Consider the following 15179-nt stretch of genomic DNA (forward strand, 5'->3'; position numbering starts at 1 on the left):
TATACGAGCCGGCCCGCGAATCAAAGAAGCAGCTGCCGCGCAGGCGTCGCTCCGGCCACGGCTCCCGTCAGGCGGGAACTTCGTCCAGCATCAGGCGCTGGCGCACCACGTCGACCAGTTTGTCCGGCTGGAACTTGGACAGGAAGTTGTCGCAACCGACCTTCTTCACCATCGACTCGTTGAAGCTGCCGGACAGGGAGGTATGCAGCACCACATAAAGGCCGCGCAGACGAGGATCGTTGCGGATTTCGGTGGTCAGGCGATAGCCGTCCATTTCCGGCATTTCGGCGTCGGTGAACACCATCAGCAGCTTGTCGGTCATGTCGACCCCGGTATCGGCCCAGGCCTTGAGCATCTTCAGGGCCTTCAGGCCGTCGCTGGCAATGTGCATCTTCACCCCCAACTGACCCAGGGTGTCGCGCAATTGCGACAGCGCCACGTTGGAGTCGTCCACCAACAGCACTTCACGGCCGCGGGCACGTTCGAGCACCGGATCGTCGAGCTTGTCGCGCGACACCTTGGCGTTGTACGGAACGATTTCGGCCAGGACCTTTTCCACGTCGATGATCTCGACCAGTTGATCGTCGACCTTGCTGATCGCCGTCAGGTAATGCTGGCGCCCGGCACTGGTCGGCGGTGGCAGGATGGCTTCCCAGTTCATGTTGACGATACGGTCGACGCCCCCCACCAGGAAGGCCTGCACCGAGCGGTTGTACTCGGTGACGATGATGGTGCTGTTGGGACCCGGCACCAGCGGTCGCATGCCGATCGCCTGGGACAGATCGATGACCGGCAGCGTCTGCCCCCGCAGGTTGACCACGCCACAGACGAACGGATGGCGCTGGGGCATCAGCGTCAGCTTCGGCAATTGCAGGACTTCCTGCACCTTGAACACGTTGATCGCGAACAACTGTCGCCCGGCCAGACGGAACATGAGGATTTCCAGGCGATTCTCACCCACCAGTTGCGTGCGTTGATCTACCGTGTCGAGAATGCCGGCCATGTAATGACTCCTGGGCTTGTTCTGATGAATTCACTAACGTGGGTTATCGGCGCAATTCGCCGAATCTTGACCCGCATACAAAATGCCATGCAAAGGCATTGATGTCACATTAACATCATGCTTTACTGGCTTCGCGATTTCATCCACACAACTTCCCCGCCGCGACCTCTATTTCAGCGCTTGGTTCCCCTTTATAAGGGAATCCCCTATCGGCAATCAGGACCAACCTGATATTCGCAATATCCAATAGCCATTAATGTGACGCCATTCTCATTGCATGAATGGAGTCAGGCTTTTGTTTGTGATCGCAGGAAGATGGGCTGGTGCCCCTTCGAGCCCCCCCGCCTCCGCTGTCCAAGCGTGGCCGACACACCGTGCTCGGCAGTCTGTCGCCTGCAGACTAAACACCAGCACAGCGTCTTCGTCCATTGAGAACCAATCAGATTCGTCCTATATCCCACGGCATAACCGACGTAATACCTTACAGCCGCTCACAAAACGGACCATTCCATCATCTGACGTGGCGTCGTGGAGACAAGCATGCTGATCGACGATAAAGAGTGGCACCAGTCACCCGACTTTCTGCTTGAGGCAGAAGCACTATTGGCCAAGTCTGTTGAATGCCTGAACCATCTCAACCTGATCAGGAACGATCAGGACGCCATCGATTGCATGTTGTCCACCCTGCTCAAACTGGCCGAGAAAACCGATGCGCTGGCGCTGCGCAGCACCGCCGAATTCTCGCGCCAGGTTCATGCGTTGCTGGATCACTCCCATCCTCATCCGGACATGAACGAGCAGATCCTCGACACCCTCGGGGAATGCTTCAGCCTGATGGCCTGGCAGCTTGAACTCGTCGATCCGGTGACTGGGCAGTTGAACCTCGATGGCAACGAACAGGCCACCCTCATCGAATCCCTCGCCGTGCAAATCGACCCTCTGCCCGCACCCCTGTCCTGCCACCAAAATTCGTTCAAAGTTTTTTCGATCGCCAAGAGAAACGCATAGACCCTGTCGTTAATACCTAACTTCAGTCGTTAGATATGTCGTGACATTGACCAGCATCATGTCGTTATCCAATATTTCATGCCTGTTAACGACAGAACCAACTAACACAACTAAATAAAACCAATCCCGAGACTTCAAGTATTCTGAATCTCGCCTACCCGTTCGCCAAGGCCAGATACAGCCACTGTTTGAGCGGAGCCAGTTAAAACAAGCGAATCGGAACATACGTCCCAAAAGGCAATATTCCTGACCCGCTGGACATATATAGAGGCGCGACCAACGGTAGCTAAGCTGATACTATGCCAGCCACTAAACGATATCCTTAATGGCACTGTGATTTCAGATTGATCTTGTTACACACCTGATCAGTGCAAGGCTTGCTCCCAACGAATAGACCGCGTTAATTGAAGCCGCATACTCAAACAATACCGTTTTCCAAACCGGGGCCCGTCAGTCGACTTGACCGGTCTCCCCGCAGCGAACATTCATTGGCTCCATCCGCTATGTACGCCAGCCTCAAGTCAACTGCCACCAGGCTTCTCTCTCGAATAAACCTGCGCTGGCTCAACCTGTTGCTGTGCTCATGCTCGGCACTTGGAAGTCTGGCCGTCTATTGCCTGTCGACGACCTTTCCCCTCAGCCTGCTGATCCTGAATCTGGCGGCCCTGGCCAGTGTCTGGGCCTATTACGGCGATTCGCGCAATTCGATCAAGTTCCAGCCTCAGGAACTGGCGGATCGCTTGCTGGAAGTCCAGGAAAACGAGCGCCATCGCCTCAGTCGTGAATTGCATGATGATATTGGTCAGTTGTTGACTGCCGCCAAGCTGCAAAGCGAATGGCTCAAGCGCCGCCTGCCCGAAGACCTGCAACAGCATTGCACGACGCTTCAAAGCACATTGGAAGAAACCCTGGCCAAGGTGCGCGATGTATCGGCCATTCTTAATCCCCGGCAATTGGCCAGCCTGGGCCTGGAAGCCAGCCTGCGGGCACACTTGCTGAAGACCCTGGAAAACACTTCCGTGCACTGGAGCCTGGAATGCAAGCAACGCCTGGCAGGCATCCCCGAGGAGATGGCGGTGGCCGCCTTTCGCATCACTCAGGAAGCCGTCACCAACATGCTGCGCCACGCCCAGGCGGATAACCTGCTGGTACGCCTGCAACGCCTGCCCGAGGGCCTTTCGCTGTTTATCAGCGATGATGGCTGTGGCTTTTCCCCAGCGGCCAATCCTGGCGCGCAAGGACAACGCGGCATGGCGGGCATGGCGGAAAGAATCGCGCAACTGGGTGGCACACTGAAGGTTTCCAGCCAGCCCGACCAGGGCACACAAATCGAAGCACTCTTCCCCTGGGCGCCTCGCGCACTCGAACGGGCCAGTACGAATAAGGTTTTACATTGACCTGCAATTTACTTCTGGTGGATGACCACTCGCTCATCAGGGCTGGCGTGCGTGCCCTGGTCATGGACATTCCTGGCTATGCCGTGATCGGCGAAGCCAACGATGGCGCACAAGTACTGGAAATGGTCGAGAGGCTGTCGCCGGACATTATCCTTCTGGATATTTCCATGAAGGATATCGGCGGCCTTGAGGCCCTGAAGAGACTCAAGGTGGTGCACCCGCAGAGCAAAGTACTGATTCTCTCGATGCACACCGATCCGGCGCTGATCATGCAGGCCCTGGAATCCGGTGCTCATGGTTATCTGCTCAAGGACACCACCGCCAACGAGCTCGAGCACGCGCTCGACGCCTTGCGCAACAACGAGCGTTATCTCAGCCCGGCCATTGCACACACGGTGATCAACCAGGCGCTGATCCGCGTGCAGAAGCCCCATCCGGAACCCGTTGAAACCCATAACCTGACCGCACGCCAGCTGGAGATCCTGCGCCTGATCGTTCGCGGCAAATCGACCCGCGAAATCGCTCATGGGCTTGGCCTGAGCATCAAGACCGTGGAAACCCACCGCTCGCAGATCATGAAACGCCTGCAGATCTATGATGTGGCCGGCCTGGTCCTGTTTGCCGTCCGCGAACAGATCATCAGCCTCGACGATTAAGACGCCGAAGCCGCCAACAGCGGGGAGTCTTCCGGCAAATGCACCCGCAATGCCCCTGGGAGCGCGCGAAAACGCAGGTTTTCGCCTTGCAGGGGCTCACCGTCGAGATTGATATCCAGCCCCTCGGACACCTTGATTTCAACCCAGGGCAGGCGCGTGCGCACAAACAGGTTGTCGATCCCCCAGCCGCCGGCCAGCAGGTCCTTCAAGGTGCCCACCAACTCCTGGGGGGCCGGCAGGATACTGACATCCAGCAATCCGTCATCGGCCATCGCCTCAGGGCACAGCAGATGACCACCACCGGCCTGGCGCCCGTTGCCGATCCCCAGGGCCAACAGCTCGCCGCGCCAATGGAAATCCGGCCCCTGCAGTTCACCGTATGCCGCATGCAGTTCGTTGAAACGAGACAAACCAGTGAACAGATAGGCCGCGCCCCCCAGAATCTTTTTCAGGTCCTCGGAGGTATTGGCCGTCACCTGGCTGCCGAACCCGCCCGTGGCCATGTTGAGAAATACCTGGCCACCGACCTCGCCGAGGTCGATCGCCCGTGCCGGCACGTCGAGCAGGTTCAATGCCTCATGGGGCAGCAACGACACACCGGCCGCCCGCGCGAAATCATTGGCCGTCCCCAGCGGCAGCAACACCAGGCTGGCATCGTTGGCCTGCGCCGCCATGGCCTCGGCGATATCACGCAAAGTGCCATCACCGCCCCCCGCGATCAGGCGGGTGTAACCAGTCACGAGGGCTTCATCCACCAGGCGCTGGGCGTCGCCCGCTTCCCAGGTCAGGCGGACCGCCAGCTCCCAACCCTCTTCACGCTTGCGTTCGACAGCGTCGCGGACCTCTTCGTTGAGGGCCTGCTTGCCGTGCAGTATCAGCATCGCCTTGCGTTCGCTCATCGCTCATCACTCCTGTCATTCGAGGGCCATTGAAGGATGTTGACCCTCGGGCCATGAGAAAAAGTCCGATCGGGATGTAATCAATTTGTCGCCGTCAGGCCGTCTGCTGGCTGACCGGTAACTTTTCTGACCGCAGATTGAGAATCACCTGAATTGACCCGAAACAGACAATCGGAGAATGTTCATGGCAGGCGAACGACGCCTCAAACAGGGAAGCGAAACACATGGATGACAAGAAATGCTTTGAACGCTCGAACTCCGCGCTCACTCGGCTGGAAGGGAGCATCCTGCTCAGTACAGGCAAACACCCGGAACTGAGTGTCCATCAAGTACATACCCGTGACCCCGAGCATAAGCCCGACAGCAAGCTTCATGCCTTGCTCAAGAAGCTCGCGTGGGTGTTGGCCTATGCCGGATTTATATCGGCACTGCTGTCCTGGGGACTGAACAGCCGTTTTGGCTTGCTGATCCTTTTACTCCTGCGTTGATAGGCAGGGCCCTGGAGGATGGACCCGGCGCTGCCGACCAGGTCCGCCTCCACTGGAGTCAGCCCAGGACTTCACTCAATGGGATGAAGTTGACCCAATCGCCCTCAACCAGCGTTCGCTCTTCCAGTACCTCGACCAGCCCCTCGGCCCAGGCGGCACTGCGCAAGACCCCGGAACTCTGGTTCCGGTAGATGATTGCTCTGCCCTGCTCCAGACGCCCACGCAGATACTCTCGTCGATTCCCCGGTTTCGACCAGGCAAACCCGGCTGGAACCTGGAACTGCAAGGGCTGCAGCTCCTTCACTCCCTGGCGCCGCAAAATATAGGGGCGAGCCAGCAAGGCAAAGGTCACCAGTGTCGAGGCCGGGTTACCCGGCAGGCCGATCACCGGCACGCCGCGGAAATGCCCGAAGGTCAACGGCTTGCCCGGCTTGATCGCCAGCTTCCAGAGCGCAAGCTCGCCCTCTTCTCTTAAGGCGATGCCCAGGAAATCCGCCTCGCCCACCGATACACCACCAGTGGACAGGATCAGGTCCACATCCGCCAGTTCGGCAAGGCGCCGCCGGGTCGTGGGCAGATCGTCGGGCAGGATCCCGCCGTCGACCACTTCACAGCCCAGCCGCTGCAACCAACTGCACAGCAGGACACGGTTGCTGTTGTAGATCTGCCCTGGACCCAGCGCTTGCCCGGGTTCTACCAGCTCGTCGCCGGTGGAAAGCACGGCGACCCGCACTCGACGCACCACCTCCAACTCCCCGCAACCCAAGGAAGCAACAAGCCCCAGCTCGATCGGCCCCAGCTGCGTTCCGGCCACCAATACACACTCACCGACCGTGGTTTCCTGGCCTTGGGGACGAATGTTCTGCCCGGCGCTGAGCGGCTCGGTAAAGGACACCCGCCCATCGGCCTGAACCTCGGCGTTCTCCTGCATTTCCACGCAGTCGGCTCCCGCCGGGACCGGTGCCCCGGTGAAGATGCGTGCGCAGGTACCGGGCGCCAAAGGCTCGGGCGCCTGGCCGGCGAAAATACGCTGGCTGACCACAAGGGCCTCACCACTCCAATCCGCGGCACGCAAGGCATAGCCGTCCATGGCGCTGTTGGGCCAGGGCGGAAGATCCAGGGTGGAAATCAAATCGTCGGCCAAGACCCGGCCTTGAGCTGCCGCCAGCGGCAGCCGCTCGCGCTCGAGAATGGGAGTAGCCTCGGCCATCTCCAGCAAACGGGCCAATGCGACCTCGACCGGCATCAAGGCACCGGTCTTGCCCGGCTTACCCACGGGATTCACAAGGTGCCGCCTGTTTCAGGTGCGTGACGAAATTGCACGGCCGGTGCCGCGAGTCCAGCTGCTCGGCGAGGATGCCGTCCCAACCGGTACGCACCGCGTTGGTCGAGCCCGGCAGGCAGCACACCAGCGTCCCGTTGGCCAGCCCGGCCAGGGCCCGCGACTGCACGGTGGAAGTGCCGATGTCGGCCACCGAGATCTGACGGAACAACTCGCCAAAACCGTCGACCTGTTTGTCGAGCAGGCAAGACACGGCTTCCGGGGTGCTGTCGCGGCCGGTAAAACCGGTGCCGCCGGTGATCAGCACCACCTGGACCAGGTCGTCGGCGATCCAGGTCGCCACTTGCGCGCGAATCTTGTAGAGATCGTCCTTGAGCAGGACGCGCGCGGCCAGGTTATGGCCAGCAGCGCTCAGACGATCGACGAAGACCTGGCCGGAGGTATCGGTTTCCAGAGTCCGGGTATCACTGACAGTCAGCACGGCGATGTTCAGGGGTGCAAAAGGTACATCAGCCTTGGCTTTCATAGGCTCGATCCAGTTGTAGGAGAAACAGCCCGGTGTTATATCACAGCGCTCTCTTTGCCCGCCCCTGTGGAGACGTGCCATGACCCAGCGCGCAGATTTGCTGCCCTGCTCCATTCTGCTCCTGGCCGGTGGACGCGGCCAACGCATGGGCGGAAGGGACAAGGGGTTGCCCTGCGACGTGCCGCGCATCGATGCGCAACTGATAGACGCCATGCGACAAAGCGCCGCCCTGCATCCGGACAAACCGCTGATGCTGCGCCATGGCGAGCACTGGGAACCCTTGCTGTGTATCATTCCGCGCACGCTGCTCGGCACCTTCGACGGAGCCTGGCAGAACGGTGAGCGCAGCCCCGGACGTATCATGCGCGGGCTGGATGCTCAGGCCCTGCAATGTCCGGCAAACGATCCCCGATTGGCTAATCTGAATACACCAGAGCTGTTAAGCCAGCAGCACGGCGTGTCAGAATGCCCTTAACTCAAGGAACTTGCAGGCGTTGCATACGTCTCAAGCACAGTAACTAAAGTATTCATCTCGGAGACACACAATGATTCAGCGGACTCTCGCCACTCTCATGCTTGCACTGGGCCTTGCCACTCTCGCCGGTTGCGCATCGCCTACTGTGATCACCCTGAATGACGGTCGCGAAATCCAGGCCGTCGATACGCCGAAATACGATGAGGACTCCGGCTTCTACGAGTTCGAACAACTGGACGGCAAACAAACCCGCATCAACAAGGATCAGGTTCGTACGGTAAAAGAGCTGTAATCCATACCGTTACAGCCTCGAACGATAAAGCCCGCTGTCGCGGGCTTTATCGTTTCTGGCAGCAGCAAGCAGTTGCCTGGATTACCACTGCAAGGTGATCCGACTCTCGAACTCGCGCTCCTCCCCTGTCAGCGGGTCGGTAAAACGCAGGCCCTGGGCCAGCAGCTTGAGCGGCTTGGCGTAATCGTCCTCCACATCCTTGAGCGCATCGGGATAAAACGGGTCGTTGCAGATCGCCGCCCCCAGCGCACTCATGTGCACCCGCAACTGGTGCTTTTTGCCGGTCACCGGATACAGCCCATAACGCCAGAGGTCGCTGTTCTTTTCCCGGACCTCCAGTGCCGTTTCCGTATTAGGCGTACCAGGCCCTTCCTGCATGCGGAAAAAGGGCTCGCCATCGACCAGGCGGCTTTTATGCACCCGCGGGAACTCAAGACCGGGCAAGGCCGGTGCGATGGCCTCGTAGCGCTTGTCGATCCTGCGCGTCGGGAACAGCGACTGATAGGCCGAGCGACTTTGCGGATTGGCCGAAAACAACACCAGGCCCGCCGTATGCCGGTCGATGCGATGCAGAGGCACCAGGTGGGGATTGTCCAGGCTGCGGATCAAGCGGCGCAACAAGGTTTGCTCGACATATTCCCCCGCCGGGGTGACCGGCAGGAAATGCGGCTTGTCCGCCACCACCAGGTGCTCATCGACGTAAAGAATCGACTCCTGCACCGGGATGATCTTTTCGTCGGGCACTTCGCGAAAATAATGAATGCGCAGGCCTTCGCGGTACGCCAGGTCGACACCGATCGGTAGTCCCTGTCCATCGAGCACCCGGCCGCGGGCGATCCGGCTCAGCCACTGCTCGCGGCTGATGGTGCTGAAATGGTCACACAGGCAATCCAGTACGGTTGGCCATGAACCGGGGGGCAGGTACAGGGTGCTGGCCTGATGCTGTGCGGCAAAAAAAGGTACGGAAGACATACAAAAGCTCGAACGGACAATGCAGAGCGACATTATCCAACATGGGTCCCGGGGAGCCTAGGAGAGTTTCCCCCTCCGGAACCTGCGACTAAGCCCGGGCCACACCGGCTTGCGCGGCGGCATCGGTGAACTCCTTCAGCCAGCGCAGCACATCGACCGCCTCCCAGCGGGCCGGGTCATACAGCGCATACAACAACCCCTGGTACCCCACCACGTCCAGTTGCCGGTGATAACCCGCACGCTGGAACAGGGCTTCGATTTCGGCAAAGCAGGTATTGAAATGCAGCTTGTTGAACGGTGTCTTGCCTTCCGTGACCAGGCCGTCCAGGCGCAGTTCGAGTACCGCTTCGCGCACCACATCGGCGGACATGCGGTTCACACTGCTCTTCAATTGTTCGACATTGACCATCATCAGTCCTTCTACCCTCTCATTCATCCACTGAGCACACGCCCTGCGCATCGATATCAGCCACGGCCGACATAACTGACCACCCACAACACCACGCCCCAGATTTGCGCCGAGTCCCGATCGTCCAGAGGGATCGGTGCAACCGAAGGTCGCGCCGCCTTGAGCAGCAGCCCACCCTTGGGATCGGGCGCCAGCAGGCGCACGCCATAGGCGTCTTCGCCATCGAGATGGGCCACCACGTACTGATCCACCGCCGGGGCCGCCGAACGATCGACAATCAGCCGGTCGCCGGGATAGATCCCGAAGCCCAGCAGGCTGTCGTCATCCACCAGCACCGCGCGGATCTGCGGCGCTCCGAGCCCCACGGTACGATCCAGGGAAAAACCGCCTTCGAACGTGAGCCCGGCGGCAAACCCGTCGTGCCCTGCATGCTCGGGCGACAGGTGTTGCAAACGCTCGGCGCGGGCGAGGATTGTGAGAGACATGACGAACCATCCCGATAACTGTACGCATATACAGTAACCGAATAATCGGGATCCCGCCAAGGGATTGCAGCGCAGGCGACAAACGGAAAGGGTCGTGCCAGCGACAGGCCGGCTCAGCGCAGGAAGGCCACCACCTGCTCGGCATCGAACGGCCAGCCCAGCTCGGCGCCGTTGTCCGCCCGGCGCAGGACCGGGATACGCAGGCCATACGCCTCGAACAGGGTTTCGTCTTCCGCGATATCCACCAGCTCGACCATCAGCCCGTGCTCCACCAGCGGCATCAACTCCGCCTCGGCGAGTTCGCACAGGTGGCAGCCCAGGGTGCCGAACAGCTGACATTCAGGAGGCATGACATACAGACCGAAAAGAGACAGGCGCTTATTCTAGGCCGGCGGGAAAAAGCCGTCGACCGATGAACGCAGCACCCTGCGGCCAACAATGGCCATCGTCGAGCATTCTGCCAAACAGCTGATGCAGGTCAGCGCCACCAACTTGCGGTTGAGCGACCCTCGCGGCTTTTTTTGCCTCTACGCTCTGTATTCCAACCCGCCGCCCGGAGATGTCTGTGTTCGCCAATCTGTTGATCATCCTCGCTTCATCCCTGGTGGTGATTGCCCTGTTCCGCCGCCTGCGCCTGCCGCCCGTGCTGGGCTACCTGTGCGTGGGCCTGCTGGTGGGGCCGACCGCCTTCGGCTGGGTCAACGACAACGAAAACCTGCCTGACCTGGCGGAGTTGGGGGTGGTGTTTCTGCTGTTTTCCCTGGGACTGGAGTTTTCCGTATCGAAAATGCTGGCCCTGCGCCAGGTGGTATTCGGCCTGGGCAGCCTGCAAGTGCTGTGCAGCGGCGCCATCCTCGGCGGCCTGCTGATCCTCGCCGGTGTGCTGCCGATCCCGGCGCTGCTGCTTGGTGCGGGCCTGGCGCTGTCCTCCACCGCCATTGTCAGCAAGGAGCTGGGCAGCCTCGGGGAAATCTTCAGCAGCCACGGGCAGAATGCGATCGGCGTGTTGCTGTTCCAGGACGTGGTGGCGGTGCTGTTGCTGACCCTGGTGCCGGTATTCGCCGGCAACACCGAACAGGCCTGGTACTGGGCCCTGCCCCTGACGCTGGGCAAGACCGCCCTGCTGTTCATCGGCCTGGCGCTGGCCAGCCGCTGGTTGCTGCCACGGCTATTCCACGAGGTGGCCGCCTCCCATTCCGCCGAGCTGTTCGTGCTGCTGGCCCTGGTCATCGTCCTGCTGACCGCCTGGCTGACCCACCTGCTCGGCCTGTCCCCCGCCCTCGGTGCATTCCTCGCCGGCATGCTGCTGGGGGAGAGCCGTTACCGGCACCAGATCGAGGCCGATATCCGGCCGTTCCGCGACATTCTGCTGGGGCTGTTTTTCGTCAGCATCGGCATGCTGATCGACCTGCAATTGTTCGCCAGCCATGCCCTGTTGATCCTCGGCCTGACCCTGGCCCTGATGCTGATCAAGGGCGCCGTGGTGGCACTGTTGCTCAAGCTGCGCGGCAGCGACGGCGAGACGGCCTGGCGCAGTGGCCTGGCCCTGGCCCAGGGCGGCGAGTTCTGTTTTGCGCTGATGGCGCAGATGCAGCAGAGCCAGTTGATGCCGGCCGATCTGAGCGGCCTGCTGCTGGCCGCGACCTTCTGTTCGATGCTGCTGACGCCCCTGCTGCTGCGCGCCGCCCCGGGCATTGCCGCGCGCCTGCACCGCAAGCCGAACCAGGAGGCCCACCTGGAAGAAATCAGCGCCCTCAACGCCGCATTGCAGGACCATGTGGTGATCTGCGGATATGGCCGCGTCGGCCAGTCGATCGGCCGTTTCCTGCGCCGCGAACAGCAGCGCTTCATTGCCCTGGACGACGACCCGGTGCGGGTCCAGGAAGCCGCGGCCGGCGAAAGCTGCGTGCATTACGGCGACTCCCGCCGCGCCGAGCTGCTGGCGGCGGTCGGCCTCGAACGCGCGCGCCTGCTGGTGATTGCCGTGGACAAGACCGACATCGCCCTCAACGTGCTGAAAAGCGCGCGCCGGATCAACAGCGAAGTGCCGATCCTGGTGCGCACCCGGGACGACAGCCAACTGGCCGAACTGAAAGCCGCCGGTGCCAGCGAAGTGGTGCCGGAGCTACTGGAGTCGAGCCTGATGCTGGCGTCCCATGCGCTGGTGATGCTCGGGCTGCCGGAACACCAGGTACAGATCAAGGTCGATGAGGTTCGCCACAACCGCTATCGCCTGCTGCATGGTTTCTACCATGGGGCGCAGACCGACCTGCTGGACAATCGCGGCCAGCCGCGGGTGCTGATGCATGCGGTCAATCTCGGCAGCGCGGCCCACGCCTGCGACCTGGCCCTCGGCGAGCTGGCGCTGGAGCAATTGGGCGTGGATGTGCAAGGCGTGCAGCGCGATGGCCGCGACCTGGAGCTGGCCGCCGGCACCCTGCTGCGAGCCGGCGATACGGTGTTGATGTCCGGCCCGCTGGCGGCCATCGAAGCGTCGGAGGCGCGCCTGCTCGGCGGCCAATGATCAGCGGCAAGCGACCCTGGCCGGGTACTCCAGCCTGGGCCGCATAGGCTCAGTCCTGGCTGACCGCGCCGATCTTGTGCAGCGACAGGTCGGCGCCGTAGTACTCCTGCTCCTGCGTCAGGCGCAGGCCGCAGAGCGCCTTGATCGCGCCGTACACCATAAAGCCGCCGACCAGCGCCACCAGCACACCCAGGCCGGTACCGATCAACTGGCTGACCAGGCTGACGCCGCCCAGGCCGCCCAAGGCGCTCTGGCCGAAGATCCCGCAGGCGATACCGCCCCACACGCCGCACAGCCCGTGCAGTGGCCAGACACCCAGCACATCGTCGATCTTCCAACGGGTCTGGGTGGCGATAAAGCACCAGACGAACAGCGCGCCGGCAATCGCCCCGGTGATCAGCGCGCCCACCGGATGCATCAGGTCGGAGCCGGCGCAGATCGCCACCAGCCCGGCCAGCGGGCCGTTGTGCAGGAAGCCCGGGTCGTTGCGCCCGACGATCAGCGCCGCCACCGTGCCGCCGACCATGGCCATCAGCGAATTCACCGCCACCAGCCCGCTGACCGCCTGCAAGGTCTGCGCGCTCATCACGTTGAAGCCGAACCAGCCGACAATCAGGATCCACGACCCCAAGGCCAGGAACGGGATGCTCGACGGCGCGAACGCCACCAGCTTGCCGTCGCGATAACGACCGTTGCGCGGCCCGAGCAACAGCACCGCGGCCAGCGCCAGCCAGCCGCCCATGGCATGCACCACCACCGAGCCGGCGAAATCATGGAAGCTCGCGCCGAAGCTCGCCAGCAACCAGGCTTGCAGGCCATAGTTACCGTTCCACACCAGGCCTTCGAAGAAGGGATAGATAAAGGCCACGATCAGCGCCGTGGCGCAGAGCTGCGGGACGAACCGCGCACGCTCGGCGATGCCGCCGGAAATGATCGCCGGGATGGCCGCGGCGAACGTCAGCAGGAAGAAGAACTTCACCAGTCCGTAGCCGTGATCGGCGCTGATCACCGCCGCCGGTTGCAGGAAGCTGACGCCGTAGGAGATCCAATAGCCTATAAAGAAATAGGCCAGGGTCGAGACCGCGAAGTCGCTGAGGATCTTCGACAAGGCGTTGACCTGGTTTTTCTGGCGCACCGTGCCCACCTCGAGAAAGGCGAAGCCGGCATGCATGGCCAGGACCATGACCGCACCGATGAGGATGAACAGGGTATTGGAACCATGGACCAGAGTGTCCACAGCGCTTTGCAGATTTTCCATGGAATGGGCAGACCTGATATTCAGGAAAAAGCCGCGAGCCGCTCGAACGTTTTTTGCACCAACTTGGCACCTAAGGCCCTGTCGACCCAGGTATTACGACCCATTTTGGCGCGACGCTTTTGCGAGAGGGATGTATCGCTCGGGTGTTTCCATAAGTGTTGATTTTTTAGGGTAAGGTTTTAGCTGCCAGGCAGCGCATCCTGCGCGCTTTCGGCGCAACCACCCGTGTTTACGCACCAGGACAAAGCAAAAGCTGTACCAGACAATTGCACTGAACCTTCGCGCAAGGCTCATACTCGAACCCTTCAGAACGCCACTACGGAGATAACCATGGCCAGCAAAACCACCAAGACAGCTCAAGAAACACTGATGGCGGACTTTCAGGCACTGGTCAGTGACACGGAACGTCTGCTGGAACACACCGCCACCCTGGCTGGCGACCAGGCAGACCAATTACGCACGCAGATTCACGACAGCCTGCTGCGCGCCCGCGAGACCCTGCAACTGACCGAACAATCGCTGCGCGAACGCGGCCAGGCGGCGGTCACCGCCACCGAAGACTATGTGCAGAGCAACCCCTGGCAAGCAGTGGGCATCGCGGCGGGCGTGGGCTTCCTGATCGGCCTGCTGGCGACCCGGCGCTGATATGGCTATCGATGAATCCGGCTCCACGGCGGGCCAAGGCTCTTCAACGCGGCGCCTGGGCGCTGCTTTCCTGGGCTTGTTGCACAGCCACGTCGAACTGTTCGGCATCGAGTTGCAGGAACAGAAAGCCAGAACCGTCAGCCTGCTGCTGTTCGCCGGGCTGGCCCTGGTGTTTGCCCTGCTGCTGTTGATAGGCCTGTCGGCGCTGGTGCTGATCCTGTTCTGGGACACCTATCGTCTGAGCGCCATCATCGGGCTGTGCGTCTTCTATACGCTGGCGGCGCTGTTCTGCGCCCTGCGCCTGAAGGCGGCGATTTTCGACGAGTCCTCGCCCTTCCACGCCACCCTTGAAGAGCTGGCCAACGACAGGGAGCGCCTGCTGCCATGAGCCTGCCTGACATCCCGCAAACCAACTCCCGGCGCGAGATGCGCAAGGCGCTGATCCGCCTGCGTATGGAAATGCATCGCCAGGAAATCCGCCACGAATCCCAACAGTTGTTGCAACCCTTGCAGCGGGTCCGTGGCCTTGGCCAGAGCTGGCAACAGGGCTTGGGCATCAAGCACGCGCCGTTGTGGGGCGTGGCTGCCGTGACCCTGTTGGGTTTTCTCACCGGCAAAGGCGCCAAGAGCGGCAGCGTCAGAAGCTTCGCCCGGCTGGTGCGGCTCAGCGCCGGCCTGTTGCCGCTGATCAAGCTGGTCATGCAAGGTTCTTCGAACAAGCACTGAGCCGGCGCCATCTGGCTGCATTCTTGCAATCATTCCCGCAATAGCTGCGCACCCGACCTCTCCCGCGAGAGGTCGGGTCGTGCCTGCCTGTTGCGTCGGCGCAGCGCCAGAATCAACAAGATCAACCAAGGAGG

The 15179-nt window shown here is 61.4% G+C and carries 19 protein-coding genes; 10 read left to right on the forward strand and 9 right to left on the reverse strand.

Annotation, left to right across the window (positions count from 1 at the left end):
- Positions 1-67: 67 nt before the first annotated feature.
- Positions 68-1003: a chemotaxis protein CheV gene (locus tag AC3RCP_RS22535; RefSeq protein WP_009044919.1), complete on the reverse strand. Its 936-nt coding sequence runs from the start codon at positions 1001-1003 to the stop codon at positions 68-70.
- A 540-nt stretch (positions 1004-1543) separates the two neighbouring features.
- On the opposite strand from AC3RCP_RS22535, the gene AC3RCP_RS22540 reads away from it, so the two are divergent.
- From AC3RCP_RS22540 to AC3RCP_RS22550, 3 genes are all read left to right on the forward strand, one after another.
- Positions 1544-2011: a hypothetical protein gene (locus AC3RCP_RS22540; RefSeq protein WP_009044920.1), complete on the forward strand. Its 468-nt coding sequence runs from the start codon at positions 1544-1546 to the stop codon at positions 2009-2011.
- Between the two features lie 503 nt (positions 2012-2514).
- The gene (locus AC3RCP_RS22545; protein WP_007929997.1) at positions 2515-3408 is read left to right on the forward strand and encodes a sensor histidine kinase; all 894 of its coding nucleotides are present in this window, start codon (positions 2515-2517) and stop codon (positions 3406-3408) included.
- Complete coding sequence (locus tag AC3RCP_RS22550; RefSeq protein WP_009044922.1) at positions 3405-4064, forward strand: response regulator; 660 nt, start codon at positions 3405-3407, stop codon at positions 4062-4064. Before AC3RCP_RS22545 ends, AC3RCP_RS22550 begins: the two co-directional genes overlap by 4 nt.
- Here AC3RCP_RS22550 and yegS read toward each other — a convergent pair.
- On the reverse strand, positions 4061-4963 hold the full coding sequence (gene yegS, locus AC3RCP_RS22555) for a lipid kinase YegS (protein ID WP_007929994.1): 903 nt from the start codon (positions 4961-4963) through the stop codon (positions 4061-4063). The two genes, AC3RCP_RS22550 and yegS, sit on opposite strands and share 4 nt — an antisense overlap.
- Positions 4964-5187: 224 nt before the next feature.
- Between yegS and AC3RCP_RS22560 the strand changes: the two genes are divergently transcribed.
- Positions 5188-5451, forward strand: coding sequence for a hypothetical protein (locus tag AC3RCP_RS22560; protein ID WP_009044924.1), 264 nt, complete (start codon positions 5188-5190; stop codon positions 5449-5451).
- Positions 5452-5509: 58 nt separating this feature from the next.
- On the opposite strand, the gene AC3RCP_RS22565 is transcribed toward AC3RCP_RS22560, so the two are convergent.
- Together AC3RCP_RS22565 and moaB are read right to left on the reverse strand one after the other, a co-directional pair.
- Positions 5510-6736 (reverse strand): molybdopterin molybdotransferase MoeA, encoded by a 1227-nt coding sequence (locus tag AC3RCP_RS22565; RefSeq protein WP_492571797.1) that lies wholly within the window; start codon positions 6734-6736, stop codon positions 5510-5512.
- Positions 6720-7259 carry a molybdenum cofactor biosynthesis protein B gene (gene moaB, locus AC3RCP_RS22570; RefSeq protein WP_007923271.1) on the reverse strand — a complete coding sequence of 180 codons (540 nt, stop codon included), beginning with the start codon at positions 7257-7259 and terminating at the stop codon, positions 6720-6722. Before moaB ends, AC3RCP_RS22565 begins: the two co-directional genes overlap by 17 nt.
- Positions 7260-7338: 79 nt before the next feature.
- On the opposite strand from moaB, the gene AC3RCP_RS22575 reads away from it, so the two are divergent.
- Both AC3RCP_RS22575 and AC3RCP_RS22580 read left to right on the forward strand, forming a co-directional pair.
- Positions 7339-7734, forward strand: coding sequence for a glycosyltransferase family protein (locus AC3RCP_RS22575; RefSeq protein WP_062825099.1), 396 nt, complete (start codon positions 7339-7341; stop codon positions 7732-7734).
- Positions 7735-7804: 70 nt separating this feature from the next.
- The gene (locus tag AC3RCP_RS22580) at positions 7805-8026 is read left to right on the forward strand and encodes a YgdI/YgdR family lipoprotein (protein ID WP_007923269.1); all 222 of its coding nucleotides are present in this window, start codon (positions 7805-7807) and stop codon (positions 8024-8026) included.
- A gap of 81 nt (positions 8027-8107) precedes the next feature.
- Here AC3RCP_RS22580 and AC3RCP_RS22585 read toward each other — a convergent pair whose 3' ends face one another.
- The 4 genes from AC3RCP_RS22585 to AC3RCP_RS22600 form a co-directional block, all read right to left on the reverse strand.
- On the reverse strand, positions 8108-8998 hold the full coding sequence (locus AC3RCP_RS22585) for a pseudouridine synthase (protein ID WP_492571798.1): 891 nt from the start codon (positions 8996-8998) through the stop codon (positions 8108-8110).
- An 88-nt stretch (positions 8999-9086) separates the two neighbouring features.
- Positions 9087-9407 carry a hypothetical protein gene (locus AC3RCP_RS22590; RefSeq protein WP_007923266.1) on the reverse strand — a complete coding sequence of 107 codons (321 nt, stop codon included), beginning with the start codon at positions 9405-9407 and terminating at the stop codon, positions 9087-9089.
- Positions 9408-9463: 56 nt separating this feature from the next.
- Entirely contained in the window at positions 9464-9892 is a 429-nt protein-coding gene (locus AC3RCP_RS22595) for a S24 family peptidase (protein ID WP_009044928.1), read from the reverse strand.
- 113 nt (positions 9893-10005) lie between these two features.
- Positions 10006-10242 carry a glutaredoxin family protein gene (locus tag AC3RCP_RS22600; protein WP_101338693.1) on the reverse strand — a complete coding sequence of 79 codons (237 nt, stop codon included), beginning with the start codon at positions 10240-10242 and terminating at the stop codon, positions 10006-10008.
- Positions 10243-10457: 215 nt separating this feature from the next.
- Here AC3RCP_RS22600 and AC3RCP_RS22605 point away from each other — a divergent pair, with 215 nt between their 5' ends.
- On the forward strand, positions 10458-12416 hold the full coding sequence (locus tag AC3RCP_RS22605; RefSeq protein WP_492571799.1) for a cation:proton antiporter: 1959 nt from the start codon (positions 10458-10460) through the stop codon (positions 12414-12416).
- A gap of 49 nt (positions 12417-12465) precedes the next feature.
- On the opposite strand, the gene AC3RCP_RS22610 is transcribed toward AC3RCP_RS22605, so the two are convergent.
- Positions 12466-13674: an ammonium transporter gene (locus tag AC3RCP_RS22610; protein WP_101338695.1), complete on the reverse strand. Its 1209-nt coding sequence runs from the start codon at positions 13672-13674 to the stop codon at positions 12466-12468.
- Positions 13675-14004: 330 nt separating this feature from the next.
- Here AC3RCP_RS22610 and AC3RCP_RS22615 point away from each other — a divergent pair, with 330 nt between their 5' ends.
- Genes AC3RCP_RS22615 through AC3RCP_RS22625 form a run of 3 tightly spaced genes read left to right on the forward strand, consistent with a single transcriptional unit; the run spans position 14005 to position 15045 of the window.
- Positions 14005-14319, forward strand: coding sequence for an ElaB/YgaM/YqjD family protein (locus tag AC3RCP_RS22615; RefSeq protein WP_007923257.1), 315 nt, complete (start codon positions 14005-14007; stop codon positions 14317-14319).
- Position 14320: 1 nt separating this feature from the next.
- Complete coding sequence (locus tag AC3RCP_RS22620) at positions 14321-14707, forward strand: phage holin family protein (protein ID WP_102679607.1); 387 nt, start codon at positions 14321-14323, stop codon at positions 14705-14707.
- Entirely contained in the window at positions 14704-15045 is a 342-nt protein-coding gene (locus AC3RCP_RS22625; protein WP_007923255.1) for a hypothetical protein, read from the forward strand. The genes AC3RCP_RS22620 and AC3RCP_RS22625 overlap by 4 nt, the downstream gene beginning before the upstream one ends.
- Positions 15046-15179 lie beyond the last annotated feature (134 nt).

The sequence above is a fragment of the Pseudomonas sp. GW822-FHT05A08 genome (assembly GCF_058800485.1).

Excerpts from the sequence above, each read along its gene's own strand:
- AC3RCP_RS22625 (WP_007923255.1), top strand. The coding sequence starts at position 14,704 with ATGAGCCTGCCTGACATCCCGCAAACCAACTCCCGGCGCGAGATGCGC.
- AC3RCP_RS22620 (WP_102679607.1), top strand. The coding sequence starts at position 14,321 with ATGGCTATCGATGAATCCGGCTCCACGGCGGGCCAAGGCTCTTCAACG.
- yegS (WP_007929994.1), bottom strand. The coding sequence starts at position 4,963 with ATGAGCGAACGCAAGGCGATGCTGATACTGCACGGCAAGCAGGCCCTC.
- AC3RCP_RS22595 (WP_009044928.1), bottom strand. The coding sequence starts at position 9,892 with ATGTCTCTCACAATCCTCGCCCGCGCCGAGCGTTTGCAACACCTGTCG.
- AC3RCP_RS22560 (WP_009044924.1), top strand. The coding sequence starts at position 5,188 with ATGGATGACAAGAAATGCTTTGAACGCTCGAACTCCGCGCTCACTCGG.
- AC3RCP_RS22615 (WP_007923257.1), top strand. The coding sequence starts at position 14,005 with ATGGCCAGCAAAACCACCAAGACAGCTCAAGAAACACTGATGGCGGAC.
- AC3RCP_RS22585 (WP_492571798.1), bottom strand. The coding sequence starts at position 8,998 with ATGTCTTCCGTACCTTTTTTTGCCGCACAGCATCAGGCCAGCACCCTG.
- AC3RCP_RS22575 (WP_062825099.1), top strand. The coding sequence starts at position 7,339 with ATGACCCAGCGCGCAGATTTGCTGCCCTGCTCCATTCTGCTCCTGGCC.
- AC3RCP_RS22590 (WP_007923266.1), bottom strand. The coding sequence starts at position 9,407 with ATGGTCAATGTCGAACAATTGAAGAGCAGTGTGAACCGCATGTCCGCC.
- AC3RCP_RS22580 (WP_007923269.1), top strand. The coding sequence starts at position 7,805 with ATGATTCAGCGGACTCTCGCCACTCTCATGCTTGCACTGGGCCTTGCC.
- moaB (WP_007923271.1), bottom strand. The coding sequence starts at position 7,259 with ATGAAAGCCAAGGCTGATGTACCTTTTGCACCCCTGAACATCGCCGTG.
- AC3RCP_RS22540 (WP_009044920.1), top strand. The coding sequence starts at position 1,544 with ATGCTGATCGACGATAAAGAGTGGCACCAGTCACCCGACTTTCTGCTT.
- AC3RCP_RS22535 (WP_009044919.1), bottom strand. The coding sequence starts at position 1,003 with ATGGCCGGCATTCTCGACACGGTAGATCAACGCACGCAACTGGTGGGT.
- AC3RCP_RS22545 (WP_007929997.1), top strand. The coding sequence starts at position 2,515 with ATGTACGCCAGCCTCAAGTCAACTGCCACCAGGCTTCTCTCTCGAATA.
- AC3RCP_RS22610 (WP_101338695.1), bottom strand. The coding sequence starts at position 13,674 with ATGGAAAATCTGCAAAGCGCTGTGGACACTCTGGTCCATGGTTCCAAT.
- AC3RCP_RS22600 (WP_101338693.1), bottom strand. The coding sequence starts at position 10,242 with ATGCCTCCTGAATGTCAGCTGTTCGGCACCCTGGGCTGCCACCTGTGC.